General features: G+C 65.8%; 23 protein-coding genes and 1 tRNA gene. 9 read left to right on the forward strand and 15 right to left on the reverse strand.

What is annotated here, in order from left to right; all coding sequences use genetic code 11:
* Nucleotides 1–38: 38 nt before the first annotated feature.
* On the forward strand, nucleotides 39–1,445 hold the full coding sequence (gene nhaA, locus KV697_RS01825) for a Na+/H+ antiporter NhaA (RefSeq protein ID WP_219019858.1): 1,407 nt from the start codon (nucleotides 39–41) through the stop codon (nucleotides 1,443–1,445).
* On the opposite strand, the gene purL is transcribed toward nhaA, so the two are convergent.
* Nucleotides 1,442–3,667, reverse strand: coding sequence for a phosphoribosylformylglycinamidine synthase subunit PurL (gene purL, locus KV697_RS01830; protein WP_219019859.1), 2,226 nt, complete (start codon nucleotides 3,665–3,667; stop codon nucleotides 1,442–1,444). The genes nhaA and purL overlap by 4 nt on opposite strands.
* Before the next feature lie 98 nt (nucleotides 3,668–3,765).
* Here purL and KV697_RS01835 point away from each other — a divergent pair, with 98 nt between their 5' ends.
* Complete coding sequence (locus tag KV697_RS01835; RefSeq protein ID WP_219019860.1) at nucleotides 3,766–4,707, forward strand: hypothetical protein; 942 nt, start codon at nucleotides 3,766–3,768, stop codon at nucleotides 4,705–4,707.
* Here the strand turns inward: KV697_RS01835 and KV697_RS01840 are convergent.
* Both KV697_RS01840 and map read right to left on the reverse strand, forming a co-directional pair.
* Nucleotides 4,704–6,215, reverse strand: a complete 1,512-nt coding sequence (locus KV697_RS01840) for an ABC1 kinase family protein (RefSeq protein WP_219021177.1) — start codon at nucleotides 6,213–6,215, stop codon at nucleotides 4,704–4,706. The genes KV697_RS01835 and KV697_RS01840 overlap by 4 nt on opposite strands.
* 7 nt (nucleotides 6,216–6,222) lie before the next feature.
* Nucleotides 6,223–7,050, reverse strand: a complete 828-nt coding sequence (map, locus tag KV697_RS01845) for a type I methionyl aminopeptidase (RefSeq protein WP_219019861.1) — start codon at nucleotides 7,048–7,050, stop codon at nucleotides 6,223–6,225.
* 50 nt (nucleotides 7,051–7,100) lie between these two features.
* Here map and KV697_RS01850 point away from each other — a divergent pair, with 50 nt between their 5' ends.
* Nucleotides 7,101–7,871 carry a competence/damage-inducible protein A gene (locus KV697_RS01850; RefSeq protein WP_219019862.1) on the forward strand — a complete coding sequence of 257 codons (771 nt, stop codon included), beginning with the start codon at nucleotides 7,101–7,103 and terminating at the stop codon, nucleotides 7,869–7,871.
* Nucleotides 7,872–8,049: 178 nt separating this feature from the next.
* Nucleotides 8,050–9,027 carry an SDR family NAD(P)-dependent oxidoreductase gene (locus KV697_RS01855; protein ID WP_219019863.1) on the forward strand — a complete coding sequence of 326 codons (978 nt, stop codon included), beginning with the start codon at nucleotides 8,050–8,052 and terminating at the stop codon, nucleotides 9,025–9,027.
* A 28-nt stretch (nucleotides 9,028–9,055) separates the two neighbouring features.
* Here KV697_RS01855 and KV697_RS01860 read toward each other — a convergent pair.
* The 4 genes from KV697_RS01860 to KV697_RS01875 all read right to left on the reverse strand — a co-directional run bounded on the left by KV697_RS01860 (nucleotide 9,056) and on the right by KV697_RS01875 (nucleotide 11,157).
* Nucleotides 9,056–9,129: transfer RNA gene (locus KV697_RS01860), tRNA-Gly, on the reverse strand.
* A 69-nt stretch (nucleotides 9,130–9,198) separates the two neighbouring features.
* A complete protein-coding gene (locus KV697_RS01865) occupies nucleotides 9,199–9,834 on the reverse strand; it encodes a L,D-transpeptidase family protein (RefSeq protein ID WP_257575539.1) in 636 nt (211 codons plus the stop codon).
* Nucleotides 9,835–9,869: 35 nt separating this feature from the next.
* Nucleotides 9,870–10,838 (reverse strand): CDF family Co(II)/Ni(II) efflux transporter DmeF, encoded by a 969-nt coding sequence (gene dmeF / locus KV697_RS01870; protein ID WP_219021179.1) that lies wholly within the window; start codon nucleotides 10,836–10,838, stop codon nucleotides 9,870–9,872.
* A gap of 43 nt (nucleotides 10,839–10,881) precedes the next feature.
* A complete protein-coding gene (locus KV697_RS01875) occupies nucleotides 10,882–11,157 on the reverse strand; it encodes a metal/formaldehyde-sensitive transcriptional repressor (protein ID WP_058716587.1) in 276 nt (91 codons plus the stop codon).
* A 105-nt stretch (nucleotides 11,158–11,262) separates the two neighbouring features.
* On the opposite strand from KV697_RS01875, the gene KV697_RS01880 reads away from it, so the two are divergent.
* Nucleotides 11,263–12,129 carry a PEP-CTERM sorting domain-containing protein gene (locus KV697_RS01880; RefSeq protein ID WP_257575540.1) on the forward strand — a complete coding sequence of 289 codons (867 nt, stop codon included), beginning with the start codon at nucleotides 11,263–11,265 and terminating at the stop codon, nucleotides 12,127–12,129.
* Here KV697_RS01880 and KV697_RS01885 read toward each other — a convergent pair.
* The 4 genes from KV697_RS01885 to hppD all read right to left on the reverse strand — a co-directional run bounded on the left by KV697_RS01885 (nucleotide 12,119) and on the right by hppD (nucleotide 15,565).
* A complete protein-coding gene (locus KV697_RS01885) occupies nucleotides 12,119–12,478 on the reverse strand; it encodes a Rieske (2Fe-2S) protein (protein WP_219019864.1) in 360 nt (119 codons plus the stop codon). The genes KV697_RS01880 and KV697_RS01885 overlap by 11 nt on opposite strands.
* Nucleotides 12,475–13,107: a maleylacetoacetate isomerase gene (gene maiA / locus KV697_RS01890; protein ID WP_219019865.1), complete on the reverse strand. Its 633-nt coding sequence runs from the start codon at nucleotides 13,105–13,107 to the stop codon at nucleotides 12,475–12,477. Before maiA ends, KV697_RS01885 begins: the two co-directional genes overlap by 4 nt.
* Complete coding sequence (gene hmgA / locus KV697_RS01895) at nucleotides 13,104–14,384, reverse strand: homogentisate 1,2-dioxygenase (RefSeq protein ID WP_219019866.1); 1,281 nt, start codon at nucleotides 14,382–14,384, stop codon at nucleotides 13,104–13,106. The genes maiA and hmgA overlap by 4 nt, the downstream gene beginning before the upstream one ends.
* A 119-nt stretch (nucleotides 14,385–14,503) precedes the next feature.
* A complete protein-coding gene (gene hppD / locus KV697_RS01900; protein WP_219019867.1) occupies nucleotides 14,504–15,565 on the reverse strand; it encodes a 4-hydroxyphenylpyruvate dioxygenase in 1,062 nt (353 codons plus the stop codon).
* Nucleotides 15,566–15,628: 63 nt separating this feature from the next.
* Here hppD and KV697_RS01905 point away from each other — a divergent pair, with 63 nt between their 5' ends.
* Nucleotides 15,629–16,099: a MarR family winged helix-turn-helix transcriptional regulator gene (locus KV697_RS01905; RefSeq protein WP_219019868.1), complete on the forward strand. Its 471-nt coding sequence runs from the start codon at nucleotides 15,629–15,631 to the stop codon at nucleotides 16,097–16,099.
* Here KV697_RS01905 and KV697_RS01910 read toward each other — a convergent pair.
* Genes KV697_RS01910 through KV697_RS01925 form a run of 4 tightly spaced genes read right to left on the reverse strand, consistent with a single transcriptional unit; the run spans nucleotide 16,078 to nucleotide 20,472 of the window.
* Nucleotides 16,078–17,085 carry a glycosyltransferase family 4 protein gene (locus KV697_RS01910; RefSeq protein ID WP_219019869.1) on the reverse strand — a complete coding sequence of 336 codons (1,008 nt, stop codon included), beginning with the start codon at nucleotides 17,083–17,085 and terminating at the stop codon, nucleotides 16,078–16,080. The two genes, KV697_RS01905 and KV697_RS01910, sit on opposite strands and share 22 nt — an antisense overlap.
* Nucleotides 17,082–18,671, reverse strand: coding sequence for an alpha-amylase family glycosyl hydrolase (locus tag KV697_RS01915; protein WP_219019870.1), 1,590 nt, complete (start codon nucleotides 18,669–18,671; stop codon nucleotides 17,082–17,084). Before KV697_RS01915 ends, KV697_RS01910 begins: the two co-directional genes overlap by 4 nt.
* Nucleotides 18,668–19,783: a glycoside hydrolase family 130 protein gene (locus KV697_RS01920; RefSeq protein WP_219019871.1), complete on the reverse strand. Its 1,116-nt coding sequence runs from the start codon at nucleotides 19,781–19,783 to the stop codon at nucleotides 18,668–18,670. The genes KV697_RS01915 and KV697_RS01920 overlap by 4 nt, the downstream gene beginning before the upstream one ends.
* 56 nt (nucleotides 19,784–19,839) lie before the next feature.
* Nucleotides 19,840–20,472, reverse strand: coding sequence for a TetR/AcrR family transcriptional regulator (locus tag KV697_RS01925; protein ID WP_219019872.1), 633 nt, complete (start codon nucleotides 20,470–20,472; stop codon nucleotides 19,840–19,842).
* Between the two features lie 165 nt (nucleotides 20,473–20,637).
* Between KV697_RS01925 and KV697_RS01930 the strand changes: the two genes are divergently transcribed.
* The 3 genes from KV697_RS01930 to KV697_RS01940 are packed head-to-tail and all read left to right on the forward strand — an operon-like array spanning nucleotide 20,638 to nucleotide 26,482.
* Entirely contained in the window at nucleotides 20,638–21,789 is a 1,152-nt protein-coding gene (locus KV697_RS01930; RefSeq protein WP_257575541.1) for an efflux RND transporter periplasmic adaptor subunit, read from the forward strand.
* 18 nt (nucleotides 21,790–21,807) lie between these two features.
* Nucleotides 21,808–25,020, forward strand: a complete 3,213-nt coding sequence (locus tag KV697_RS01935; protein WP_219019874.1) for a multidrug efflux RND transporter permease subunit — start codon at nucleotides 21,808–21,810, stop codon at nucleotides 25,018–25,020.
* Nucleotides 25,013–26,482 (forward strand): efflux transporter outer membrane subunit, encoded by a 1,470-nt coding sequence (locus KV697_RS01940; protein ID WP_219019875.1) that lies wholly within the window; start codon nucleotides 25,013–25,015, stop codon nucleotides 26,480–26,482. The genes KV697_RS01935 and KV697_RS01940 overlap by 8 nt, the downstream gene beginning before the upstream one ends.
* The last annotated feature ends 73 nt before the right edge of the window (nucleotides 26,483–26,555 follow it).

A 26,555-nucleotide genomic window follows, 5' to 3' on the forward strand; every position in this document is an offset into this window, starting at 1 on the left:
GGATGCAACCGGCAGGCGAAGCGAAGCATTGCGATATCATGGGATTATCGCCTCGCCTGACCGGCCGCGCCACCGCCCGCGCGCATCACTCGCCCGCTGCGTCCGCTTTCCTGCGTCAGATCGAGCCGTTCTTTGCCGGACGGGAGGTGACGGGCGGGCCGCTGCTGCTGGCGACGATCCTGGCGCTCGCGATGACCAACGGCCCCTGGGCGACGGCCTTCGAGCGTTTCTGGGACACGCCCGTCACCATCGGTTTCGGTGTGAGCGAGGTGTCGCACCGACTGGCCGAATGGATCGACCACGCCCTGTTGCCGCTGTTCTTCGTGATCGTTGGTGCAGACGTGAAGCGCGAGATGGCGACCGGCCCGCTGGCCCATTGGCGTACGGCGGCGTTCCCCCTGGCGGGAGCGGTGGGCGGAATGCTGGTGCCGGTCGCGCTCTATCTGGCGGTTGCGGGCGGAACGCCTGCGCAGCCGGGCTGGGGTACGGTCATTACCACCGACACCGCCTTCGGCCTCGCGCTGATCGCCGTGTTCGCCAACCGGTTGCCGGCGGGATTGCGTGCGACAATGCTGGCCTTCGCGGCGGTGGACGATGTCGGCGGATTGCTGGTCATCGCCTTCGCCTATAGCGGCGCGATCGACCCCTGGGGCTTGATGGTGGCGGGGGTGGCGCTGGCGGGAATTATCGGGCTTCGCAGGATCGGTTGGGTGTCGTCGGTGCCCTATGTGCTGCTTGCTTTGGTCATCTGGGGCGGCGTGCTGGAGTCCGGAATTCATGCAACGATCGCCGGTGTGCTGATCGGCCTGACCGTGCCCGTGCAGCCCCGGCTGGAGCAGCATGTCTTCGCCCGGCGGGTACAGCGACGGGTGGACGAGTTCCGCGACGCGCACGATGCGGCGGAAGAAGCCGATGATGGCGAGGAGGAGCATCGGCATCGCCAACGCGCCGAGGAGCGGCTGGGCTATCTCCATGAAATGGCGTCGGCCACGCGTGAGGCAAGCAGCCGGTTGATCGAGGTGCTGACGCCCTGGGTCAATTATGTCGTTCTGCCGCTGTTCGCGCTGTCGAACGTGCGCATCCACATCTCGGGTGATCTGCTGTCGATGATCGGCGGCCCGCTGGTCATGGGCGTCGTGCTGGGACTGGTGGTCGGCAAGCCGTTGGGCTTCCTGATCTTTACCTGGGCAGCGAGTGCGATGGGTCTGGCCCGGCGGCCCGATCAGGTGACATGGCCGATGGTGGTGGGCGTCGGCGCGCTGGCCGGGATCGGCTTTACCATCTCGCTGTTCATCGCCGGACTGGCCTTTGGCGATGGCGAGATGCGCGAGGCGGCGTCGCTGGGGGTGCTGCTGGCCTCGGTGCTGGCGGCGGCGATCGGCTATGCGATCCTGCGCCACTGCGCGGAGCCTCGGCACGCGGCCGAGGCTCCGGCAGAGATTTAGGCGAGGGCGGCGTCCGCGCCCATCAGCGCGGGGAAGAAGCCCTCATGCGCGCGGCGCAGATCGTCGAGCGCCACGACGAAGTCGCCGTCCTCGCGCTCGAAGATCAGGCGGCTGCCCGCCGTGCGCCCGATGCGCTCGACCTCGACGCCCGCCTGGTGCGCGTTCGCCAGGAAGTCCATCAGCGCGGTGTCCTCGACCGTGGCGATGTACAGGCCCTGATCCTCGGCGAAGAGCTGGCGGCAGGCCTCTCCCGTTTCCGGGAACTGGATCAGCGCGCCGATATTGCCCGCCAGCGCCATCTCGGCGACCGTCACCGCAATGCCGCCGTCCGAGACATCGTGCACGGCGGTCAGGTGACCGGCGTTGATCGCCTCGCGGACCAGATCGCCGGTGCGGCGCTCGGCATCCAGATCGATCGACGGAGGCGGACCCGCGTCGCGGCCCTCGATGCCATGAACTTCGCGCAGCCACAGCGACTGGCCGATCTCGCCCTTGGGCGTGCCGATCAGGACGATGACGTCGCCGGTGCCCTTGAAGGCGACGGTCGCCGACTTGGACCAGTCCGCCATCAGGCCGACGCCGCCGATCGCAGGCGTCGGCAGGATCGCCGAGCCGCCGCCGGTCGCCTTCGACTCGTTATAGAGCGAGACGTTGCCTGACACGATCGGGTAATCCAACGCACGGCACGCCTGGCTCATGCCCTCGAGGCAACCGACGATCTGGCCCATGATCTCGGGGCGCTGCGGGTTGGCGAAGTTGAGGCAATTGGTGATGGCGAGCGGCTTGGCGCCGACCGCCGTGATGTTGCGCCACGTCTCGACCACGGCCTGCATGCCGCCGGTCACCGGATCGGCATAGCAATAGCGCGGGGTGCAGTCGGTGCTCATGGCGAGACCCTTCTGCGTGCCGTGGACGCGGACCACGGCGGCATCACCACCGGGGCGCTGCACCGTATCGCCGCCGACCATATGGTCATATTGTTCCCAGATCCACCGGCGGGAAGCGATGTCGGGCGAGCCCATCAGCTTGAGCAGGTCCGCCGCCGGGTCCGTGCAGCCCGGCGAGGTGATCGCGGCCGGAACCTGCGTGGGTACGTGCGGACGGTCGTAGAGCGGCGCGTCATCGGCGAGCGGGCCAAGCGGAATGTCGCACACGATCTCGCCCTTGTGGCGCAGGACCATGCGGCCGGTCTCGGTCACATGGCCGATGACCGCGAAGTCCAGCTCCCACTTGCGGAAGATGGCCTCTGCAAAATCCTCACGGCCGGGCTTCAGCACCATGAGCATCCGCTCCTGGCTCTCCGACAGCATCATCTCATACGCCGTCATGCCCTCTTCGCGCTGGGGCACGTCGTCCATGATGAGTTCGATGCCGACGCCACCCTTTGAGGCCATCTCGACCGACGACGAGGTCAGGCCCGCCGCGCCCATGTCCTGGATGGCGACGATCGCGTCCGACGCCATGAGTTCGAGGCAGGCCTCGATCAGCAGCTTCTCGGTGAAGGGGTCGCCGACCTGCACGGTCGGGCGCTTGGCGTCCGCATCCTCGCCGAAATCGGCCGAGGCCATGGTCGCGCCGTGGATACCGTCGCGGCCGGTCTTGGATCCGACATAGACGATCGGATTGCCGACGCCGCTGGCGGCCGAATAGAAGATCTTGTCCTGATCGGCGACGCCGACCGTCATCGCATTGACCAGGATGTTGCCGTCATAGGCCGGATGGAAGTTCACCTCGCCGCCGACCGTCGGCACGCCGACGCAGTTGCCGTAACCGCCGATGCCATGAACCACGCCCGAGATCAGGTGACGCATCTTGGGGTGGTCAGGCCGCCCGAAGCGCAGCGCGTTCAGGTTCGCGACCGGACGCGCGCCCATGGTGAATACGTCGCGCAGGATGCCGCCGACGCCCGTCGCCGCACCCTGATAGGGCTCGATATACGAGGGGTGGTTATGGCTCTCCATCTTGAAGATGGCGGCCTGGCCGTCGCCGATGTCGATGACGCCCGCATTCTCGCCCGGACCGCAAATGACCTGAGGCCCTTCGGTGGGCAGCTTCTTCAGGTGGATGCGGCTCGACTTGTAGCTGCAATGCTCGGACCACATCACCGAGAAGATGCCAAGCTCGACGAGGTTCGGCTCGCGGCCCAGCGCGGTCAGGACGCGCTGATATTCTTCTTCGGACAGGCCGTGGTCGGCGACGATCTGGGGCGTGATCTCGGTCATGGCCCGCGCCTTTAACGCGCTGTCGCGGGTTCGTCACTATCGCTGTTGCGCGAGACGCGTCATGATCGCCAGGGGCAACAGGCGATGGGGGTGGCGCGATGATCCTGGCGATGATGACGGGCTTGGCTCTGGCCGGGGCTGAACTGCCGCCCGAGCCGGAGCGAGTGATGCTGGCGGAGGTGCAGCATCTCTATCGAGGGGCAGGAAACCGTCTTTGGCCGGGTTTCGACAGGGTGCCATTGGACCTGGTCCTGATCGGGCCGGAGCAGGAAACCCTGTTTTGCCACGGCGTGGTCAAGGGTTTCACGCGTGCCGGGCGTGATCCACGGACGAAATGTTCGTTGCAGATCCGACCTCGCAAATTGGCTATCGACCTCTCCTCCGCCGCCGATTTCTTTCCGGGTGGGGAGACGATCGCGATCGGTTATCCCAAGGCCCTGGAAATGACCCCGGCCTATTGGAAGGCCACGGTTCTCCATGAGGCATTCCATCTCTATCAGTGGCATATGCCGGGCTATGCCCACGCCGTCGCGTCATTGGGATTGAGCGCTGGCTCGACCAATGGCAGCTGGATGCTGAACTATCCGTTCCCTTATGCCGACCCTCAAGTCGGAGCGGCCTTTTTGGCGATGGGGGATGCTGGTCTCGCCTTTCTGGAAGCCAAGTCGCCGCGGGAGCGGCGTGCGGCGACGCATGCCTATGTGGCGGCGCGCGAGGCGGCGCTGGCGAAGGTCAGTCCGATGGACCGGCGCTATTATGAATTTCAGGTCGGGCAGGAAGGCGTCGCGCGTTGGACCGAACTGACCTTGGCCCGGCAGGGTGATGCGGCCATGCGCGACGATGCGGTAGAGCGCTGGAGGGGGCTTGCGACGAGCCTGCGGGCGGTGCGCGAGCAGGGCTTCAAGGTCTGGAAACGCGGCGCATTGTACGTTTACGGCACGATAGAAGCAGAGATGCTGGAGCGAGCGGGCGTGGACTGGCGCCAGGAATATCGCCGTTATCCTTTTGGCTTGGGCGATCAGCTCAAGCGGCTGAACTAACCGAGCCGCATCGCCGCCGCGATCGCGATGCCCGACAGCGCCAGCGCAGCCGCGATCCAACCAGCGCCGGTGCGGATCGCCGCTTCGATACCGCCGGTCGAAACGACGGCCTGCTCGCTTTCCAGCTTGCGTGTCGTCGCCCGGATCAGGCGGGGCAGGTCGTCGCCCAGCCGGTCCAGCTCCAGCGCCAGGGCGGTCGCTCGTCTCGTCCAGCGTTCGGGGGCAAGACGGGCCTCGACGATTCGCATGCTTGCCCGGCGAAGCGCGGCCGACAGGTCGAAGTCGGGCTGGATGCCGCTCAACACGCCGTCGATGGTGATGAGCGCCTTGAACAGTAGAAGCATGTCGGGTTGTAGGACGATCCGTTCTTCGCGCAGCACCGGGAAGATGTCGCCCAGAATTGCCGCCAGCCGCAGCGCGCCGCCGCCATGCCGTGCGACCAGCCGGTTGGCGACCGCCTGGAAACGTTCGGGAAGAATATCATCGGTTTGCGACCAGTTCTTCAGCGTTTCCGCCAGCAAGGCCGGGTCGCTGTTCGCGATCGATTGGGTAAAGGCGATGACCTCCTCGCGCCGACGCGGGGAAACATGGCCGATCAGCCCCAGGTCGAGCATGGCGATACGGTTGCCGGGCAGGCACAGCAGATTGCCCGGATGCGGATCGCCGTGGAAGCGTCCGTTGATGAGCGTCATGTTCAGCACGATGTCCGCCCCGGCCGACGCAATGGCCGCCGGATCGATCCCGGCCTGACGCAGGAGGGCCGCGTTGCGCGGCGGAACGCCTTCGATGAAGTCCATCACCAGCAGCGTCTCGGAGGTCTGCGCCCAGTGGATCGTCGGCACCACCACGCGCGCGTCGCCCGCAAAATCTTCGCGCAGCCGGTCGGCGTTGCGGCCTTCATTGGTGAAGTCGAGTTCTTCGAGAATGTCGCGACCCAGTTCGCGGACCATCCGCACCGCGCCGTAGCGGCGCGCTTCGGCATTGGTCGCCTCCACCATTGCGGCCAACTGCGTCAGCAGGCGGAGGTCCGCCTCCATCACCGGGCGAATGCCGGGGCGGCGGATCTTCAGCACGACCTCGGTCCCATCGGCAAGTGCCGCGCGGTGGACCTGCGCGATCGAGGCGGCGGCCAGCGGCTCGGGATCGAACCGGGCGAAGGCGGTTTCTGGCGGCTCGCCCAGCGCCGCTTCGACCTGCGCACGCAAATCGGCGAAGGGCAGGCGGGGCGCGGCGCTGTGGAGCTGTTCGAGTTCGGCGATCCATTCGGGCGGCAACAGATCGGCGCGGGTCGCGAGGATCTGGCCGAGCTTGACCCAGACCGGCCCCAGCGCCTCCATCGCCTGCCGCGTGCGGGCAGGCAGATCGAAGGGCAGAGCGTCCGGATCGCGCCGCGCCGGATCGCGCCCGAGCCGAGCCAGCAACACGTCCAGCCCGAAGCGCGAGGCGGTCGCGATCACCTCGGCCAGTCGGGCACGGTCGCGCGCCGCCACCCGGATCGCGCCCAGCAGCATCGGCTCAGCTATACGGTGGCTGGGTATAGCCCGCCGGGCTGAGCGTGAAGATTTCGCAGCCCTCTTCGGTGATGCCGATCGAATGCTCGAACTGCGCCGAGAGCGAGCGGTCGCGCGTCACCGCCGTCCAGCCATCGTCGAGAAGCTTCACGTCGGGCCGGCCGATATTGATCATCGGCTCGATAGTGAAGATCATGCCGGGCTTCAGCTCGGGACCGGTGCCGGGGCGGCCGACATGGACGACCTCAGGCGCGTCGTGGAACAACAGGCCCAGGCCATGGCCGCAGAAATCGCGGACCACGCCGTAACGATGCTTTTCGGCATGCTGCTGAATGGCATGGGCCACGTCACCCATATGATTGCCGGGCTTGGCCTGCTCGATGCCCAGCATCAGGCATTCATAGGTGACTTCGACCAGCTTGCGCGCCTTCAGCGGCACGTCGCCGATCAGGTACATGCGGCTGGTATCGCCATGCCAGCCATCGACGATCGGGGTCACGTCGACATTGACGATATCGCCCGACTTCAACGTCTTCTCGGACGGAATGCCGTGGCAGACGACATGGTTGATCGAGATGCAGGTCGAATGGGTATAACCACGATAGCCCAGCGTCGCGGGCACGCCGCCGCGTTCCAGAATGAACTGGTGGATCAGGCGATCGATCTCCGCCGTGGTGACGCCCGGCACCATATGCGGGACGAGCATGTCCAGCGTCTCGGCGGCCAGGCGGCCGGCCTTGTGCATCCCGTCGAACGCCTCGCGGCCCCAGAGCTTGATCGCGCCGGTCCGCCCCTGAGGCGCGTCGGCGGAAACGGTCACATAATCGGTCATGACGGCGATATAGCGTGGCGCGACCGTTTTTGCGAGGCTATGTCGGGCGCATGGAAACCGCGACCCCATCCGAGCGTATCTGGACCGCCGCGCTTATTGTCATCGGCGACGAAATCCTCTCGGGCCGGACGCAAGATCGCAACATCGCGCAGCTCGCCACATGGTTGAACGTGCAGGGGATCCGGCTGGCCGAGGTGCGGGTCGTCGCCGACCGGACCGATGCGATCGCGGAGGCGGTAAACACGCTGCGCGCGCGCAACGACTATCTGTTCACGACGGGCGGCATCGGGCCGACGCATGACGACATCACCGTCGACGCGATTGCCGAGGCGCTGGGCGTGCCGGTAATCGAGCATCCCGAGGCGCGGGCGATCCTGGAGGACTATTACACCACGCGCGGCGGCGTCAGTGCGGCGCGGGCACGGATGGCGCGCACGCCGGAGGGCGCTTCGCTGATCCCCAATCGCGTGTCCGGCGCGCCGGGCATTCGCATCGGCAACATCTTCATCATGGCGGGGGTGCCGCATATCACGGCGGGGATGCTCGACGCTCTGACCGGCACGCTGGAAGGCGGTCGGCCGGTCGTGTCGGGCACCATCGGCTGCTGGGTGGGCGAAAGCGAAGTTGCCGAGCTGCTGCGCCATGCCGAGAAGACCCATGAGGGCGTCGCGATCGGGAGCTACCCCTTCTTCCGCGAAGGCCGCACCGGCGCCAATTTCGTCGTGCGAAGCCCCGATGCGGCGCAGGTGGATGCCTGCCTGCGCGATCTGACCGAGGCGCTGGAAGCCGATGGGCGGAGCGTCATCGCAGGCGGTATCTGACGCGGGCGATGTCTCGCATTTTCGTACTTTTTCAAGACTAACCGCATAACGACAGGTCATCAGGGCGGGCCTTTCCGTCTCTGTGGCCGATGAAGGTGGAGGGGTTTCGGATGCGCAGTGAAATGATGGGGATGACACAGATTTTCCGCCTCGGCGCAGTCGTGGCAGGTTAAAGCCGATGTCGGCTCCCATCCTCGTCACCGGCGCGGCAGGCTTTATCGGTCAGGCCACCGCGCATCGCCTGTTGTCGCGTGGCGAGACGGTCATCGGGATCGACAATCTCAACGCCTATTACGATCCGGCGCTGAAACAAGCCCGGCTCGCCAGCCTGGAGGGCATCCCCGGATTTTCCTTCCGCACGATGGACGTGGCGGATGCGCAGGCCGTCGCGGCCCTGCTGCGCGAGCAGGGCGTGACCCGCGTCGTTCATCTGGCGGCCCAGGCAGGGGTTCGACACAGCATCGACCACCCCTTCGCCTATGAGCGTTCCAATGTCGGCGGGCAGTTGGCCATTCTCGAAGCCTGCCGCCATCAGCCGGGCTTCGTCCATCTCGTCTATGCCTCGTCCAGTTCGGTCTATGGCGACAAGCCGATGGGCGGGCAGGGGTTCAGCGAGGACGAACCCTCGGTTTCGCCGGTCTCGCTCTATGCTGCGACCAAGCGGTCCTGCGAGTTGATGAGCCAATCCTATGCGACGCTCTATGGCTTTCCGCAGACGGGGCTGCGCTTCTTTACCGTTTATGGTCCCTGGGGACGGCCGGACATGGCCTACTTCTCGTTCACCCGCAAAATCCTGAGCGGAGAACCGATCGAGATTTTCGGCGAAGGCCGGATGGCACGCGATTTCACCTATATCGACGACATCGTCGACGGCATCACCGGCGCGCTCGACCATCCGCCGGAGCGGGGCGACCACCGCATCCTGAATATTGGCGACAGCCAGCCGGTCGGCCTGATGGACATGATCTCCACGCTGGAGCGGACGCTGGGCCGTGAGGCCGTCAAGATCATGAAGCCGATGCAGCCGGGCGACGTGACCGCGACCTATGCCGATGTATCGAAACTGAACGCCCTGACCGGCTATGCCCCCAAGGTCGAGCTGACCGAGGGACTGAAGCGGTTCGTCGCCTGGTACAGGGACTATTACCGCGCCTGAGACAGTCGTCGATAATCAGCGATGATGGTGGAGCGGGTGAAGGGAATCGAACCCTCGTATTCAGCTTGGGAAGCTGCTGCTCTACCATTGAGCTACACCCGCGGTGCGATGCTGCCTATTCAAGCGGCAGGAATTTGGCAAGCGGTCGCGGGTAAATTTCTTGGGAACAGGTCAGCCCAGGATGGACTGGCCTAGCGCCATCGTCTTGCCGCTCGTCACGATCACCCGGTCACCCAGGCTGGTCGCGGCGAACAGCTTTTTGGCGAAGCCGGTGGGCACGCCGATACAGCCATGGGTGGCGTTACCGTAGCGCACGTCGCTGGCGTGGATCGCGACGCCGTCATTGGTCAGGCGCAGCATGTACGGCATGGGCGCGTCGTAGAGGTTGGAGACGTGATCGGCATCCTTTTGGAGGATGGGAAATACGCCCAGCGGCGTCGGCATATTGTCCGCGCCGTAGATGATCGCCGCCGTGCCGATCTCATAGCCGTCACGGAAGATGGAGACGACCTGCGCCGTCAGATCGACGGTGATGACGATTGGCCCGCTGGGCGCGCCGCTTTCGTCCCACACGAAATCGCCGTGCTTCAACGGCCCTTTCAGGTCGAGGATACGGCGCACGACGAAGGGGGCTGGCGTGGGGGAGGGTGAGGGTGCCGGAACCGGCGTCAGGGGAGGGGCGGCGGGGCGGGGTGCCGCAACAACCAGCTTTGGCGCTTCCTCGCGAGAGGCGTGGCGGGCGAGCATCACGCCGCTGCCCACTGCGCCCAGAAGGATCGCTCCGGCCAGAAGTTGCAGCGCTCTCATGCTGCGCTTCCTAACATGGCTTCTTCAACAAGGAGTTAGCGGATTTCGATCGTGACGTGGCCGAGCGCTGTCATGCCGTCGAGCCGCTGATGGATGGCCGCGCTGGTCAGCGTGGTGCCGACGCCCTCGACCGACAAGACAACGGCGTGGGCGGTGGGGCCGATCCGCCAGATATGGAAGTCATGGATGCGCAGGTCGCCGGGCGCTTCCACGCGCTCGCGAACCTGGCCGGCGAGCTTGGGATCGGCGGCATCGAGCAGGACGGTTGCGGCCTGACGCATGAGGCCCACCGACCAGTTTGCGATCACCGCCGCGCCGAGCAGTCCGACCGCCGGGTCGAGCCAGACCCAGCCCAGATAGCGTCCCGCTACCAGCGCCAGGATCGCCATGACCGAGGTCAGCGCATCGGCCAGCACATGGATATAGGCCGCCCGCATATTGGTGTCGCCGCCATAGCGGTCCTGCGAATGATCGTGGTGATCGTGCGAATGGCCGTGAGCGTGACTATGCCCATGCCCATGCCCATGCCCATGATCGTGGCCGTGCCCATGATCGTGGCCGTGCCCATGGCTATGTCCATGGCCGAGCAACCAGGCGCTCGCGATATTGACCAGCAGGCCGAGCACGGCGACGAAAATCGCGTCGCCGAACGCGACCGCGTGCGGATCGGCAAGGCGCATGATCGATTCATAGGCGATGCCCAGCGACACCAGCCCCAGCACCATTGCCGATCCGAAGCCCGCCAGTTCCCCGACCTTGCCGGTGCCCCAGCTATAGCGCGGATTGGCGACATGGCGCTTGGCATAGGAATAGGCGATCGCCGCGATGCCTAGGGCGCCGACATGGGTCGCCATATGGAAACCGTCGGCCAGCAGTGCCATCGATCCGGTCAGATAGCCCGCGACGATCTCGCCGACCATCATGCCCGTGGACAGCCACACGACCAGGCGGGTGCGGCGCGCATTCTCGTCATGGGCGTGGCCCAGATAATCATGGCTGTGCATGTTTGCGGGAGTGGTCACGGCGAAACGTCCTCGGTCGGCGGTGTCAGCGGAAATGGCGGCGGAGCAACTTGGCCAGCTCGGCGGCGGCGGCGGTTCGTTCCTCGTCGGACAGGCCGGGGGCCGCGACATGGGCGTGGAGGTGATCCTCGACCAGCTCGTCCATCAACCCCGCCACCGCACCCCGGACCGCAGCGACCAGATGCAACGTTTCGGCGCAATCGGCATCGGCCACGACCGAGCGCTCGATCGCCGCAACCTGTCCCGCGATCCGCCGGACGCGGGCGATGATCTTTTCCTTGCTGGTCGTTACATGAGCCATAATGGATAGGGGTATAGGGTATATAAGCCCTGTGATCAACTGGCGGGTTGCGAACGGGTCGGGGCATCGGTCAAAAGGGACCATGACGAGGATCAGGGAACGAGCATGAGTAGGCGTTTTGGACGATGGACCCTGATGGCGGTGGCGTTGACGGGGGCGGCTCCGGCGGCAGCCGAATCGATCCTGTTCGTCGGCAACAGCTTCACCTTCGGCGCAAACTCGCCGGTCATGCGCTATCGCCCCGATCTGGTCCGTGATCTCAACCGTGAAGGGATCGGCGGCGTGCCCGCGCTGTTCAAGACCTTTGCCGAAGAGGCGGGGCAGGACTGGCAAGTCAGCCTGGAAACGGCGGGCGGCCGCGATCTGGCCTTTCATTACGAGCACAAGCGCAGCGAGATCGATCGTCGCTGGGACGTGGTCGTGCTTCAGGGCTATAGCACGCTCGATCCGCAGCGGCCGGGCGACCCGGTCCGTCATGCCGAGGCGGCCGGACTGCTGACGGCCATGCTACGCCGGGCCAATCCGCGCGTCCGCGTCGAACTGGTATCCACCTGGAGCCGCGCGGACCTGACCTATCGTACCGCCAGCCCGTGGCGGGGCAGGCCGATCACGGCGATGGCGGACGATCTGGCGGCGGGCAACACCTATGCCGTGCGGCGCTATCCCGAAATCTCGGGCACGATCCCGGTCGGGCAGGCATGGAACCGGGCCTGGGCGGAGCGGGTCGCCGATTCCAATCCCTATGACGGCATCGCCTTCGGGCAGGTCGATCTGTGGACCTGGGACCAGTATCACGCCAGCGCGGCGGGCTATTATCTGGAAGCGCTGGTCATCTTCGGGAAGATCACCGGCTTCGACGTCCGGCGACTGGGCGAGCAGGAAAAGGCGGGGATCGATCTTGGGCTGGAGCCGCGTCTCATCGGCCGGTTGCAGGCGATCGCCCATGCCGAGGTCACGGCCGTCACGCCGTAACGATTGCTCCATTGCGCACCATGACCGGCCAGGGCGTTAGACGCTGTCCCATACAGGGGCCGCCCAGACACTGGCCGTCACCCACGTCGAAGATCGCGCCGTGCCAGGAACAGGCGATCCGCGACCCATCCGGGGTCAGATAGGCGTCGAGTTCCTGCGCCAGCGGCAGGCCCATATGGGGGCAGCGGTCGACATAGCCTCGGACCACTTCGCCGCGCCGCACGATGAAGCCGTGAAAACGGCCCGCCCGCATCTGGAGAACGAAGTTGCGCGCCGCGCCGTCGGCGATGGTATCGAGCGGGCCGAGCCTGATCCCGGCTGGCGTAGCGGTCAGGCGTTCGTCGCTCATGCCGCGTCGCCCTGAACCTCGGGCGATGCCTCGGGCACGCGGTCGCGTAGGCGCTGGGCTGCTGCGACGACCAGGGGAAAGGGGGACAGGTCGACCGCGAACCGCTGGGCGTTATAGACTTGCGGGAGGATATGGCAGTCGGCGAGCGTCGGCGTATCGCCATAGGCATAGCCCGCGCCGTGCCGTTCGATCAGCGACTCCAGCGCGGCGAGGCCCTCCGTCACCCAACGCGCGATCCAGCGGCAGATCGCAGCTTCGTCCGCCGCCATGTCCTGACGGAGCATGGTCAGGACACGCAAATTATTGATCGGATGGATGTCGCAGGCCACGATCGCGGCCATGGCGCGCACCATGGCGCGCCCGGCGCTGTCGGCGGGGAGTAGCGGCGGATCGGGATAGCGTTCCTCCAGCCATTCAAGGATGGCGGGACTTTGGATGAGCGGGCCGTCCGGCCCTTCCAGCACCGGCACCAGTTCCTGCGGCTGGAGCTCGCGGTACTCGACCGCGCGCTGCGCACCGATACGCAAATCATGTGCGACGCTGTCATAGGACAGCCCTTTCAGCGCCAGCGCCAGCCGCACGCGATAGGCTGCGCTCGACCGCCAATAGCCGTGGAGCGTCAGGCTCATGATGGCAGCTTGGCCTTGGGGAAGTCCTTCCACACCGCATCATAATCGAGCTGCGCGTGCGACAGCGCATGGGTCGTCGGGCGATAGGGCCAGCAGCTCTCCACCATGAACGCCATGGTGCCTTCGATCCGGTGCGGCTTCAGCTCCGCGTTGCTCGCCCCCTGCCAGCTGGCGAGGTCGGGGCCGTGGCCCGCCATCAGATTGTGCAGCGACAGCCCGCCGGGTCGGAAGCCCTCCGCCTTGGCGTCATAGGCCCCGGTGATGAGGCCCATCGCCTCCGACATGACGTTGCGGTGGAACCAGGGCGGCCGGAACGTGTCCTCCGCCACCATCCAGCGGGGCGGGAACAGGACCAGATCGGCATTGGCCCGGCCCGGCACGTCGCTGGGTGAGGTCAGCAGGGTGAAGATCGAGGGGTCGGGATGATCGAAGCTGACCGTGTTGATCGTGTTGAAGTGCGCCAGGTCGTATCGCCAAGGCGCGAGATTGCCGTGCCACGCCACCACGTCGAGCGGGCTGTGGTCGAGCGTCATCGTCCAGAGCGAGCCGAGGAACTTCTGGACCACCTGGGTCGGCGCGTCGCGATCCTCGAACCAGGCGACCGGCGTCTCGAAATCGCGCGGATTGCCCAGCCCGTTCGCGCCGATGGGGCCTAGATCGGGCAGGCGGAACAAGCTGCCATGGTTTTCCGCGACATAGCCCGCCGCCTCGCCATCGGGCAGTTCGACGCGGAAGCGGACGCCGCGCGGAACCAGCGCAATCTGGCCCGGCGCGATGTCGATCCGGCCCAGCTCGGTCAGGATGACCAAGCGGCCCGATTGCGGCAGGAAGACGAGTTCGCCATCGGCATCGACGAAGACGCGCTCCATGCTGCGGTTGCAGGCATAGACATGGACCGCGACACCCTCCAGATCCGCCGGATCGCGGTTGGCGAGCATCGTCGTCATCCCGTCGATCCAGTCGGTGCCCGGCGGCGTCATCGGGGCCGGGTCCCAGCGCAGGCGGTTCGGGGGAAGGGGGCTGTCGGAGGTGCCGGGCGCGAAGCGCGGCGCGCCGTCATAGGGCTCGTACGGCGGATGCTCCGCGGTCGGGCGCAGGCGATAGAGCCAGGAACGGCGGTTTTCGTGGCGCGGCGCGGTGAACGCGGTGCCGGAGAGTTGCTCGGCATAGAGGCCGTAAGCCGGGCGCTGCGGCGAATTGCGGCCGATGGGGAGGGCGCCGGGGACCGCCTCGGTCGCGACGTGGTTGCCGAAGCCGGGGATGTAGGATGTCGTCATCTCTTTTCCTCTCCACAACACGCCAGCGCGTCAGACGCGGCCAAGCCGCGCCTTATGCGCTGGCTCGGCCGCGCTGGCCGGGCTTGCTCGCGCACCTTCGTGCGCGCATCGATGGATGCTTACGCATCCACCGTGATGACGCCGCGCCGAATCTGGTCCAGCTCGATGCTCTCGAACAGCGCCTGGAAATTACCGTTGCCGAAGCCCTCATTGCCCTTGCGCTGGATGATCTCGAAGAAGATCGGACCGACCATGTTTTCGGTGAAAATCTGGAGCAGGATGCCCTCTTCGCCGACATTGCCGTCGATCAGGATGCGGTTCCTGCGCAGCCGCTCCAGGTCCTCGCCATGGTTCGGCACGCGCTTGTCGACCAGTTCGTAATAGGTCTCGATCGTATCCTGCAACCGGACGCCGCGCGCGCGCAGCTTCTCGACGGTTTCGTAGATATTGTCGGTGGTCAGCGCGAGATGCTGGATGCCTTCGCCATTATATTCGCGGATGAATTCCTCGATCTGGCTCTTCTCGTCCTGGCTTTCGTTCAGGGGGATGCGGATCGCCTTGTCGGGGGCGATCATCGCTTGGCTGAACAGGCCCGTTGCCTTGCCCTTGATGTCGAAATACTTCTGTTCCTCGAAGCCGAATAGCTTGGAATAGAAGCCCGACCAAGTCCGCATCTCGCCGCGACGGACATTGTGGGTCAGGTGATCGAGCAGGTCGAGGCCGACGTTATTCTCCGCCTCGGCGTGCTGCCAGCCCGCGATCTCGTTCCACTCACCGAACAGGTCGCTGCCCGCCTTGACGAGATAGAGGTAGCTGCCGCCGATGCCCTCGATCGCCTTGGCGTCCGGCGTCAGGCAGCCGCGCGTCGCATCGACCGCTGTGGCTCCGCCAGCGACCGCGTGATCGAATGCCTCGGCGGGATCGGCGACGTAGAAGCCCATGCCGCTGGCCGAGGGGCCGTGTTCCGCGCGGAACTCGGAGGCCTGCCCTTCTGCTTCGGCGTTGAGAAGCAGGGTGATGCGGCCCTGCTTGTATCGGGTGATCGCCTTTTCCGGGTGACGATGCGTGGGCACGAAGCCCATCATGTCGAACTGACGGGCCAGCATGTCGGGCTCGGGCGTCGTGAATTCGCAGAAAGCGAAGCCGTCCAGGCCCAGCGGATTGTTCGGGGTGGTTGCCATGACGTCCAACTCCTGATCCAGTATCTTCCGTTACCAGATCGCAGAACGGAGAATTGGTGTCAAATGTTACGATCTCGCGAATTGCGGCTGGACGGCTTCCTACCCTATCGCCTGTCGATCACGTCCAACCTGGTCAGCGACCATATCGCCAGCGCCTATCAGCAGCTGTTCGGCCTCACGATCCCCGAATGGCGGCTGATCGCGATCGTCGCCGAGGAAGGCGCGGTCGCCCAGTCGGCAGTGTGCGAGCGCAGTCGGATGGACAAGGTCACGGTCTCGCGTGCCGCCATCGCGATGGTTGGGCGCGGGCTGCTCGGCCGGACGGCGCATGACGGCGATCGGCGCTCACACCTTCTGGTCCTGACCGATGCCGGGCGCGAACTTTACGCCGATGTCGCGCCCAAAGCCCTAGAGCTGGAGGCGCAGCTATTTGCCGGGTTCACGCCGGACGAACTGGAGGCGTTCGTGACCATGCTTCACCGGATCGACGCCGTCGCGTTGGCGCAGCGCGATCAGCCCAGGATAGAGCGGTAAAGCTGCATATAGCGGTCGGCCATGCGGTCGACCGAGAAGCGTTCCGCCGCGACCTTGCGGCAGGCGGCCCGGTCAATCTCGCCGATCCGGCCGACCGCGTCGATCGCCTGTTCGACGTTGTCGACGAGGAAGCCGTTGACGCCGTCCTCGATCAGCTCGGGCATCGATCCGCGCCGGATGGCGATGACGGGCGTACCGCAGGCCATGGCCTCGACCACCGAGAGGCCGAACGGCTCGTCGAAGTTGATAAGGTGGAGCAGCGCTTTGGCTTGCCCAAGCGTCGCGGTACGATCCGCACCACCGACGGGGCCCCGATAGACGATGCGCTCGTCATCGACATGCGGGCGAACTTCACGCTCCCAATAACCTTGATCCTGGACGATTCCGGCCATGACCAAGCGATGGTCGGTCGCTTCCGCCACCGCGACCGCTTCCGCCGCGCCCTTGTCGGGATGGATGCGACCGAAAAAGAGGAGGTCGTCACTACCCGTTGGATCAAAAGGAAATTCGTCGATCGGGATGCCATGATGGATGGTGTCGGCATAACGGAGCCGAGGGTGCCGGTCGGAGTCCGAGATCGCGACGTAATTCACCCGGTCCTGATATGGCTCGTACATCGGCACGATGCGCTCGGACGAGAAACCATGGATCGTCGTGACCATGGGGGTGTCGACCAGCCCCGAAAAGGCATGGGCGGGAAAATCGGCTTGGTTGTGGATCAGGTCGAACAGATCCGCACGTTCGAACACGGCGGCCAGATGGCGCATCTCCCAGACCTTGGCATCGACGCTCGGGTCTTCCGAATAGGGGGCGGGAACCGGGCCGGCCAGCTTGGCGGCGGTGATGCTGTCCTGCGTCGCGAACAGGGTGACGTCGACACCCCGCGCAACGAGCGCCTCGGTCAACAGGCTCGTCACCAATTCCCAAGGACCATAGGCGCGCGGCGGGGTACGCCAGGCGATCGGGGCAATCATCGCGATCTTCATGGCTGAGCATCGACTTTCAGGATCAGCCCCTCATCGGGGCGCAAAAGGGCAGGGGTGCCGGTCGGCAGATCGCCGAGCGTCGAGAGCACCGGGCGGCCGGTCAGATGGACGGGGGCGGGGCTGTTCTCGAGATTGAGGGCGATGACGAACCGCTCGTCATCCTGTTCCCGCTCATAGGCCAGCACTGAGCCCTCCGCTTCGATCAGCCGGATCGATCCCGTGGCGAGCGCCGGGCTGTTCCGGCGTAGCGTCAGCAGGGCGCGATGCAGCGCCAGGATCGAGCCGGGGTCGGCCAGTTCGCTGGCGACATTGCGCTCCTGCCAACCGGTCCCGAGCGGCAGCCAGGGTTCGCCGGTCGTGAAACCGCCCTGCGGGCTGTCGTCCCAGACCATCGGTGTGCGGACCGGATCGCGGCCCAGCCCCAACCCCGGCTCGCGCAACTCACGGGCGTCGCGGACACGGTCGGGCGGAATGGCGCCATTCTCCATGCCCAGCTCGTCGCCATAATAGAGCGTCGGCGTTCCCCGCAGCGTCAGCAGCAGCATCGCCGCCACCCTGGCCTGCGCCGGGCCGCGCTTGGTCGCGCTGCGCGGTCGGTCGTGATTGCCCAGCACCCAGTTCGGCCAGCCGCCGGGGGGAAGAGCAGCCTCATATTCCGCGATCATTTGTGCCAGATGTCGCGCGTCCCAGGGGGCGTCGATCAGCTGGAAGTTGAAGGGCAGGTGGACGCCCTCGCCCTGCCGGCCATAATAGCGCATGAGACGCTCGACCGGCAGATAGATTTCGCCGATCAATACCCGGTCGTCGCCTTCGCGCCCGAAAGCATCGGCGATGGCGCGCATGTCGGCGGCGATGTCGTGCACTTCGGGCTGGTCGGTCGAATGGAGCTGCAACACCCGGTTCATCTCGCCGGTCGCCGGGTCCCAATCGGGGTTGATCGGATTGTCGGGAAAGCCCGCGTGTTTGACGATGTGCCACAGGACGTCGATCCGAAATCCGTCGACGCCGCGCGCGAACCAGAAGCGCAACACTTCGAGCATCGCCGCCCGCACCTCCGGATTGCGCCAGTTGAGGTCGGGCTGTTCCTTCAGGAAAGCGTGATAATAATATTGGCCGGTCGCCTCGTCCCAGGTCCAGGCCGGGCCGCCGAAGTCGCTGATCCAGTTGTTGGGCGGGCCTCCATCGGGCGCGGCGTCGCGCCAGATATACCAGTCGCGGTTGGGATTGGCGCGGCTCGACCGGCTCTCGACGAACCAAGGGTGCTGGTCCGAACTGTGATTGGGCACGAAGTCGAGCAACAGCTTCAACCCCCGCGCATGGGCTGACGCCAGCAGCGAGTCGAAGTCGGCCAGCGTACCGAACCGGCGATCCACCCCGCAATAATCTGCCACATCATAGCCGAAGTCGGCCATAGGTGACGGAAATATCGGCGAAAGCCAGATCGCGTCGACTCCCATATCGACCAGATAATCGAGGCGGCTCTCGATCCCGCGCAAATCGCCGATGCCGTCCCCGTCGCTGTCCTGAAACGACCAGGGGTAAATCTGGTACAGGACGGCAGAATGCCACCACGGGCGGACGCTCATGCGAACAGGCCCTTGAACAGGCGGGTCATGCGACAGGCGAGATCGGCCTCGCCGCTCGCGACCAGATAATGGTCGCCCATGTCGATCATGCCGGTCGAAAAGACCACAGGGGTCGGCAGGTACATTTGATGCGCGATCGAGGCGGTCAGATCGGGCGCAGCCTCCAAGATCGGGCGATCGTCGGCGAGGTGCAGGATGCGGGTAGGCTCGTCCTTGTCGAACAGCGCCCAGAAGCTTCGATAGATACCCACCGACTCGCGACGCTCGACGCCGTGATAGAGGGTCAGCCAGCCACGCTCGGTCAGGATCGGTGGGGTTCCGCCACCGACCTTCATCGCCGAGACGGAGTCCTTGCGCGCGCGGATGCCCGGTGCCTCCAGCGGCTTCCAGTGCAGCGCATCGGGCGAGGTCGCGAAGTTGATCGAGGGACCGCCGATAAACGGGCTGTCATCCGGATAGGCGAAATAGACCTCCCCCAGCGGCCGGGTCAGCGCCATGAAGCGGCCATCGATCAGCCCCTCGAAGAACAGCATGTCCTTGTTCTGATGATCAAGGATGATGCCGGCCAGTCGATAGTCGAGGCCGTTGTCCGAAATGTGGAGCGTCGTCGAATGCCGCTCGGCCGATACCGAGCAGGTCGTCATGTACCAGCGGTCGCCGATCTGGCTAATGCGGGCATCCTCGACGCCATAATCCTGCCAGGTCGCGGCCGGTTCGATCGCCTTGTCATAATGAACCGCGACGATCGCCGCGCCATCGGGCGACAGCTCGACGGGCAGCAACCAGGATAGCGACGTCAGTGCCAGAATGCGGTGGGCGCTGCCGCGAATGGCGAACTGTCGCGGATCGGTCATGTCGACTGCGGACAGCGGATAGCGGTCGAGGACATAGCCCTCAGCCGTCCAGCGGATCGCCCGGACATGGGCACCGTCGACCGGCTCGCTAAGGGCTTCAGCCACGCGAACCATCAGCAGGATGTTGCCATTGGCCAGCCGGGTCATCCCCGGATTGAACGCCCCCAGCACATAGGTCGGCTCGTTTATGCCGCTTCGCAGCGGGGAGCGGGACAGATCGACATCGTCGGGGCGGAAGATCAGCAGGTCGTCGGACATGGCCCGCCAACGCCCGCTGTCATTCCGCGTTCCCGATTGGAATCGTCCCGCCTGGGTCAACCCGCCGTCGCGACCTTCAGGAACACCGACCAGCGATGCTCGAAGAAATCGTCCGGGCTGAGGCCGTTGAACGGGTCGGGCAGGTTGAACTGCATCCGGCGGCTGGGACCGTCGATCATATCGGCCAGCAGGCTGAACAGCGCGAGTGGCGTATCGTCACGCCGCAACAGTCCCGCATCCTGCGACGCTTGGATACACGCGATGATCGGATCGGCCATCACCCGGTCCCAGGTCGCGAATCGCTGGCGCAATTCGTCGGAGAAAATCGCCTCCGACGTTAAAAATGCGAGAAATCGAACCGAATCCGGCTGAACACAAAAGAAGAAAAATCGGCGTGCCGAGTTCTTCAACCTTTCCAGCGGATTGGACCCGCTGCTGTCGTCCAGCATCGCCTGGTTCAGCCGGTCCAAGTCGCGCGTCACCACCGCGTCGAGCAGCGCCATCTTGCCAGCATAGCGACGATAGATGGTATGCTTGCTAACCCCCACGGATAAGGCGATTTCCTCCATCGAGGTGCCCTCGATTCCGCGGCTGCAAAACGCCTCGCGCGCGCCGGACAGGATGATATCGTCGATATGCTGCGCCTGCTCCCGGGTCGGGCGTCCAGCGGTCCGTTTGGTGACTGTCATGATCCCCCTTTGCGTACTCCCACGGCATAGGTCAAATTTAATTGCACCTTGCCGTTGCTTTTCGGCAGGTGCGAGGTACAGGGGAATGCGAATGACTTAAACGTCATGTGCTTCAGGGAGTTTCACGGGGTGTCCAAATTTACCGTCCTGGGGTCGTCGTTTGCGATGGCATTGGCACTGGCGGCGTGCGGCCAGGGAGCGTCGCAGCAGGAGCAGGCCGCTCCGCCGCCGCCCCTCGTCACCGCGATCACGGTGCAGGCCGCCGCGGTTCCCAACATCATCGAGCTGCCAGGCCGGATCGAGGCCATGCGCACCGCCGAAGTGCGCGCGCGGACCGATGGTATCGTCGAGGCGCGGCTGTACCGCGAAGGCACCGACGTCGCCGAGGGTCAGGCACTCTTCCGTATCGACCAGCGCGATTATCGCGCGCAGGTTCAGCAGGCCCAAGCCGCTCTGGCTCGGGCGGAGGCGGCGCGGGTCAACGCCGCGTCGATCGTGCGCCGGTATCAGCCGCTGGTTTCCGAACGCGCCGTCAGCGCGCAGGAGTTCGACGCCGCGCAATCCACGCTCCGTCAGGCGGACGCCAGCGTCGCCGATGCCCGCGCCGCCCTGTCGCGCGCGCAGCTACAGCTGAGCTACACCATCGTCCGCGCGCCGATCGCCGGGCGGGTAGGCCGCGCACAGGTGACCGAGGGCGCGCTGGTCAGCGCGACCCAGGCGACGCCGCTGACCCAGGTCGACCAGATGTCGCCGATCTACGCCGTCTTCACCCAGTCCAGCGCGGCGCTGAGCGAGTTGATTCAGCAGGCGCGCTCGGGCGGGCTGGCGCTGCCCGACCTGTCGCACATCACCGTGCGCCTGACACTGGAGGACGGGTCCGAATATGGCCCGACTGGCCAACTCGATTTCGCGGGGCAGACCGTCGATCCGACGACCGGCAGCCAACAGTTGCGGGCGCGCTTCCCCAACCCGACCCGCGCCTTGCTGCCCGGGCAGTTCGTCCGGGCACATGTCAATGCGGGCACGATCCGCAACGGCATTTCGGTGCCGCAGCGCGCCGTCCAGCTGAGCAACCAGGCAGCCTCGGTCATGGTGGTCGACCAAGCGGGCACGGTCCAGTCGCGTCCCGTGACGCTGGGCGGGCAGGTCGGCAGTAACTGGGTGATCCTGTCCGGCCTGAAACCGGGCGAGAAGGTCGTCACCGAGGGCTGGCAGAAGGTTCAGCCGGGCCAGAAGGTCCGCATCGAGCAGCCGGGCCAGCCCGGCGGGGCGCAGGCGCAGAGCCGGACGGGTGCGCAGCCCGCCGCAGGTCGCTGATCGCCGGAGTAGAGCATCATGAACCGCTTTTTCGTCTATCACCCGGTTTTTGCCTGGGTGATCGCGCTCTTCATCGCCCTGTTCGGGGTGATTTCGCTCCGGTTGCTGCCGATCGAGAACTACCCGTCGGTGGCGCCGCCCGCGCTGAACCTGGCCGTCACCTATAATGGTGCCGATGCCGAGGTGATGGACCGTTCGGTGACCGCGGTCATCGAGAAGGAACTGAACGGCGTCGACAATTTCCTCTATATGGCGTCGACCAGCCGGTCCAACGGCACTGCGCAGATCACCGTCACCTTCAAGCCCGGCACCGATCTGGACGTGGCGCGCACGCAGATCCAGGACCGCCTGAGCCGCGCCGAACCGCGCCTGCCGCAGGAAGTCCGTGCACTGGGCATCCAGGTGACGGAAGGCTCGGCAGGCTTCCTCGAAGTCATCACGCTCAGCTCCAAGTCGGGCCAGACCAGTCCCGTCGCAATGGGCAACTTCGCCGAGAACAATATCCGCAACGAGCTTCGCCGTATCGACGGCGTGGGCGACGTCCAGCTGTTCGGCTCGCCCTATGCGATGCGCATCTGGCTCGATCCGCAGAAGCTGGCGGGCTATAGCCTGTCCGCCTCTGAAGCGCTGGCCGCCGTGCAGGAACAGAACAGCCAGACGGCGGGTGGTTCGATCGGCGCGCAGCCGCTGAACCGTACCGCCGAGTTTACCGCGCAGATCATCACCCAGAACCGCTTCGCCACCCCGGAGCAGTTCCGCCAGATCATCATCCGCGCGAACCCCGACGGGTCGGCGGTGCGTCTGGGTGACGTGGCGCGTGTCGAACTGGGCAAGGACAATTACGGTTTCCGCCTGACCCTGAACGGCAAGGAAACCGTCGGTCTGGCCGTCCAGCTGGCGAGCGGTGCGAACGCGCTGGCAACGGCGGATGCGGTGTCGGCCAAGATGAAGCAGCTTCAGGCGAGCTTCCCGGCCGACGTGACCTGGAGCGTGCCATTCACCACGACGCCGTTCATCACCGCTTCGGTCGACAGCGTGATCCATACGCTGGTCGAGGCGATGATCCTCGTCTTCCTCGTGATGTTCCTGTTCCTCCAAAACTGGCGCGCCACGCTGATCCCCGCGATCGTCGTACCGATCGCGCTGGGCGGCGCTTGCATTGGCCTGCTGGCCTTCGGCTTCTCGATCAACACCCTGTCGCTGTTCGGCATGGTGGTGGCGATCGGCATCCTGGTCGACGACGCGATCGTCGTCGTCGAGAATGTCGAGCGGATCATGTCGGAGGAGGGGCTCAGCCCCCGCCGCGCGACCGTGAAGGCGATGGGTCAGATCACCGGTGCGATCATCGGCATCACGCTGGTGCTGGTCGCGGTCTTCATCCCGATGGCGTTCTTCCCCGGCTCGACCGGCGGCATCTACCGTCAGTTCTCGGTGACGCTGGCCGTGTCGATCTTCTTCTCGGCCGTGCTCGCGCTGACGCTGACGCCGGCGCTCTGCGCGACGCTGCTCAAGCAGGAGGATGCGCATCTGGAGGACCGCCCCGAACCCAAGCCGGGCGTGCGTGGCCTGCCGCAGCGCTTCTTCAACTGGTTCAACGACAGGTTCGGCCGGGGTACGGAGAAGTACACGGGCGGCGTGAAGCGGATGATGTCGCGCCCCGTCCGCTGGCTGGCGGTGTTCGCCGTGGTCGTCGTCGTCACCGGCCTGATGTTCACCCGCATCCCCGGTGGCTTTTTGCCGACTGAGGATCAGGGCTATATCTTCGTATCCTATGACGCGGCCCCCGGCGCCACGCTGGAGCGGACGGGCGAGGCGATCACCAAGGTCGAGAAGTTCCTCCACGCCCAGCCGCAAGTGTCCGACATCGTGTCGGTCGCGGGCTTCAACTTCTTCGGCCAGGGGCAGGCGGCGGGTATCTCGTTCGTCAACCTGAAGCCGTGGCACGATCGGCCCGGTAAGGAAAACAACTCGACCACGCTCGTCGGCAAGACGATGGGCTTTGTCCAGTCGATCCCGGAGGCGACCATCTTCGCGCTCGATCCGCCGCCGATCCAGGCGCTGGGCAATGCGACGGGCTTCTCGATGAAGATCGAGGATCGGTCCGGTCTGGGTGCCGCCGCGTTGCAGCAGGCACAGGGCGCGATCCTGGCCAAGGCGTCGCAGAATAAGGTGCTGATGGGCGTTCGCCCCGAAGGTCTGGGACCGGCGCCGCAGCTCTATGTCGATATCGACCGCATTCAGGCGCGCGCGCTCGGCCTCCAGATTGCCGACGTGAACCAGACGCTGTCGATCGCCTTCGGCTCGGCTTACGCGAACGATTTCGTCCGCGAAGGCAATGTGTTGCGCGTCTATCTTCAGGCCGATGCTCCGCAGCGCATGTCGCCCGAGGACGTGCTGGCGCTGCGGGTGCGCAACACTCAGGGCAATATGGTACCCTTCTCGGCCTTTACGAAGGTTCGCTGGCAGAACGGTCCTCAGCAGCTGGAGCGGTATAACGGCTATCCGTCGCTGACCGTCTCGGGCATGGCTGCACCCGGCCAGTCGACCGGCACTGCGTTGAAGGAAATGGAAAAGATCGCGCGCGACGTGATGCCCGCGGGGATGAGCTTCGAATGGACCGGCACCGCCTATGAAGAGCAGCAGGCGGGCGGGCAGATCGGCCTGTTGCTGGGCCTGTCGCTGATCGTCGTCTTCCTGCTGCTCGCCGCGCTCTACGAAAGCTGGGCGATCCCGCTGGCGGTGTTGCTGGTGGTGCCGTTCGGCGTGCTGGGTGCGGTGTTGATGACCATCTTCCGGGGCTTCTCGGCGGACGTATACTTCAACGTCGGCCTCATCACGATCATCGGTTTGGCGGCGAAGAACGCGATCCTGATCGTCGAATTCGCGATCGAGGACGAAGAGGGCGGCCGTTCACCCTTCGAGGCGACGCTGGAAGCGGCGCGCCAGCGTCTGCGCCCCATTCTGATGACCAGCCTTGCCTTCATCCTGGGAATGGTGCCGCTGTTCATCGCGACGGGGGCGGGCGCGGCCAGCCGCCGGGCGGTCGGCACCGGCGTCATGGGCGGCATGATCGCTGCGACGGCGTTCGGCATCTTCTTCACGCCGGTCTTCTACATCGCGGCCAAGAAATGGCTGGCGCGTGAGCATGACCATGAGGCGGCGGATGCCGAGGAGGAAGCGCGTGAGCGTGAAGCACGAACCGGGGAAGAGGAGGGCCCGGCCCATGCGTAAGGCTTTGTCCCGTGCGGCCGCCACACTGGCGCTGACCAGCGCGCTGGCCGGCTGCAACCTGGCGCCGAGATATCATCAGCCGATCGCCCCCGTCTCCGCCAGCTATCCCGAGGCGGTCAGCGGCACGCGGACGGCGGCCAAGATCGGCTGGCGCGAGTTCTTCGCCGACGAACAGCTCAAGGCCTATATCGCCGCCGCCCTCGCCAATAATCGCGACCTCGCCCAGGCAGTCGCGCGGGTGGCGCAGGCGCGGGCGCAATATCGCATTCAGGATGCCCAGCGCCTGCCCGCGCTAAACGCCACGGCGGGAGCATCGCGGACCCGCGTGCCGCTCAACTCGCTGGGCTTCGGCAACGCGATTCCGGGCGCGGGGGATGCACAGAACCCGACCTCGATCACCTATAACCAGTTCTCGCTGGGGGCGCGGGTGTCGAGTTTCGAGCTGGATTTCTGGGGCCGGGTCCGCAACCTGGCCGAGGCGCAGCGGCGGCAATATCTGGCGACCGTCGAGGCCGAACGTGCCTTCCGCCTGTCGCTCGTCGGACAGGTCGCCGCGACCTATCTCCAGATCCGCGCCGCCGAAGAACAGATCGCACTCGCAGAGCAGACCGTCACCAGCCGCGGTGAGGGGCTGGGCATCGCCAAGCGACGGATGGATGCGGGCGTGACGTCCAGTGTCGATTACGACCAGGCGGCAGCCCTGCTGACCCAGGCGGAGACGCAGTTGGCCGAGCTTCGCCGTACCGTGGCGCAGTCGCAAAATTTGTTGACCGTGCTCGTCGGCGGCCCGATCACCGCGCCTCTGCCCGCCGGACGGCGGCTGGGTGACCAGAACCAGTTCGCCGCAATCGAGCCGGGCCTGCCCGCCGCATTGCTGGTCAACCGGCCTGACGTGCTTCAGGCCGAACAGCAACTGCTCGCCGCCAATGCCAATATCGGCGCGGCGCGCGCGGCGTTCCTGCCCAGCATCTCGCTGACCGGGCTGGCGGGCTTCGTCTCGCCTGCGCTCAGCAGCCTGATCGACGGCAATTCGGCGCAATATCAGGTGCAGGGCGCGGCCCTTCTCCCGATCTTCGACTGGGGGCGCCGTAACGCGCAGCTGAAGCTCAGCCGGGCGCAGGCGGACGAGCTGACCGCGGCCTATCAGCGCACTGTGCAGGGCGCGTTCCGCGAGGTCGCCGATGCGCTGGTCGCCCGCCGTCGCTATGCCGAGCAGATCGAGGCGCAGACCCGCGCGGTCGATGCGCAGCGGCGGCTCGCCCGGACGGCGCGGCTTCGGTACACCAACGGCATTGCCATCTATCTCGAAGTGCTGGATGCCGAGCGCAATTTGTTCTCGGCCGAGCAGCAGTTGCTGACGCTGCGTAGCGCGGCGCTTCAGAATGACGTCACACTCTATGTCGCGCTGGGCGGTGGCCTGCGCGAGACAGGGGCTACGTCCACGGTTCCCGCGTCCGGCTAAATCCCCGAACCCCCGGCCGACGCGGTCGAGCGAGGGGCGTACGGGGCATCACCCCGTGCGCCCCTTTGCTTTG

It is taken from the genome of Sphingomonas sanguinis (assembly GCF_019297835.1).
Classification (GTDB): Bacteria; Pseudomonadota; Alphaproteobacteria; order Sphingomonadales; family Sphingomonadaceae; genus Sphingomonas; species Sphingomonas sanguinis_D.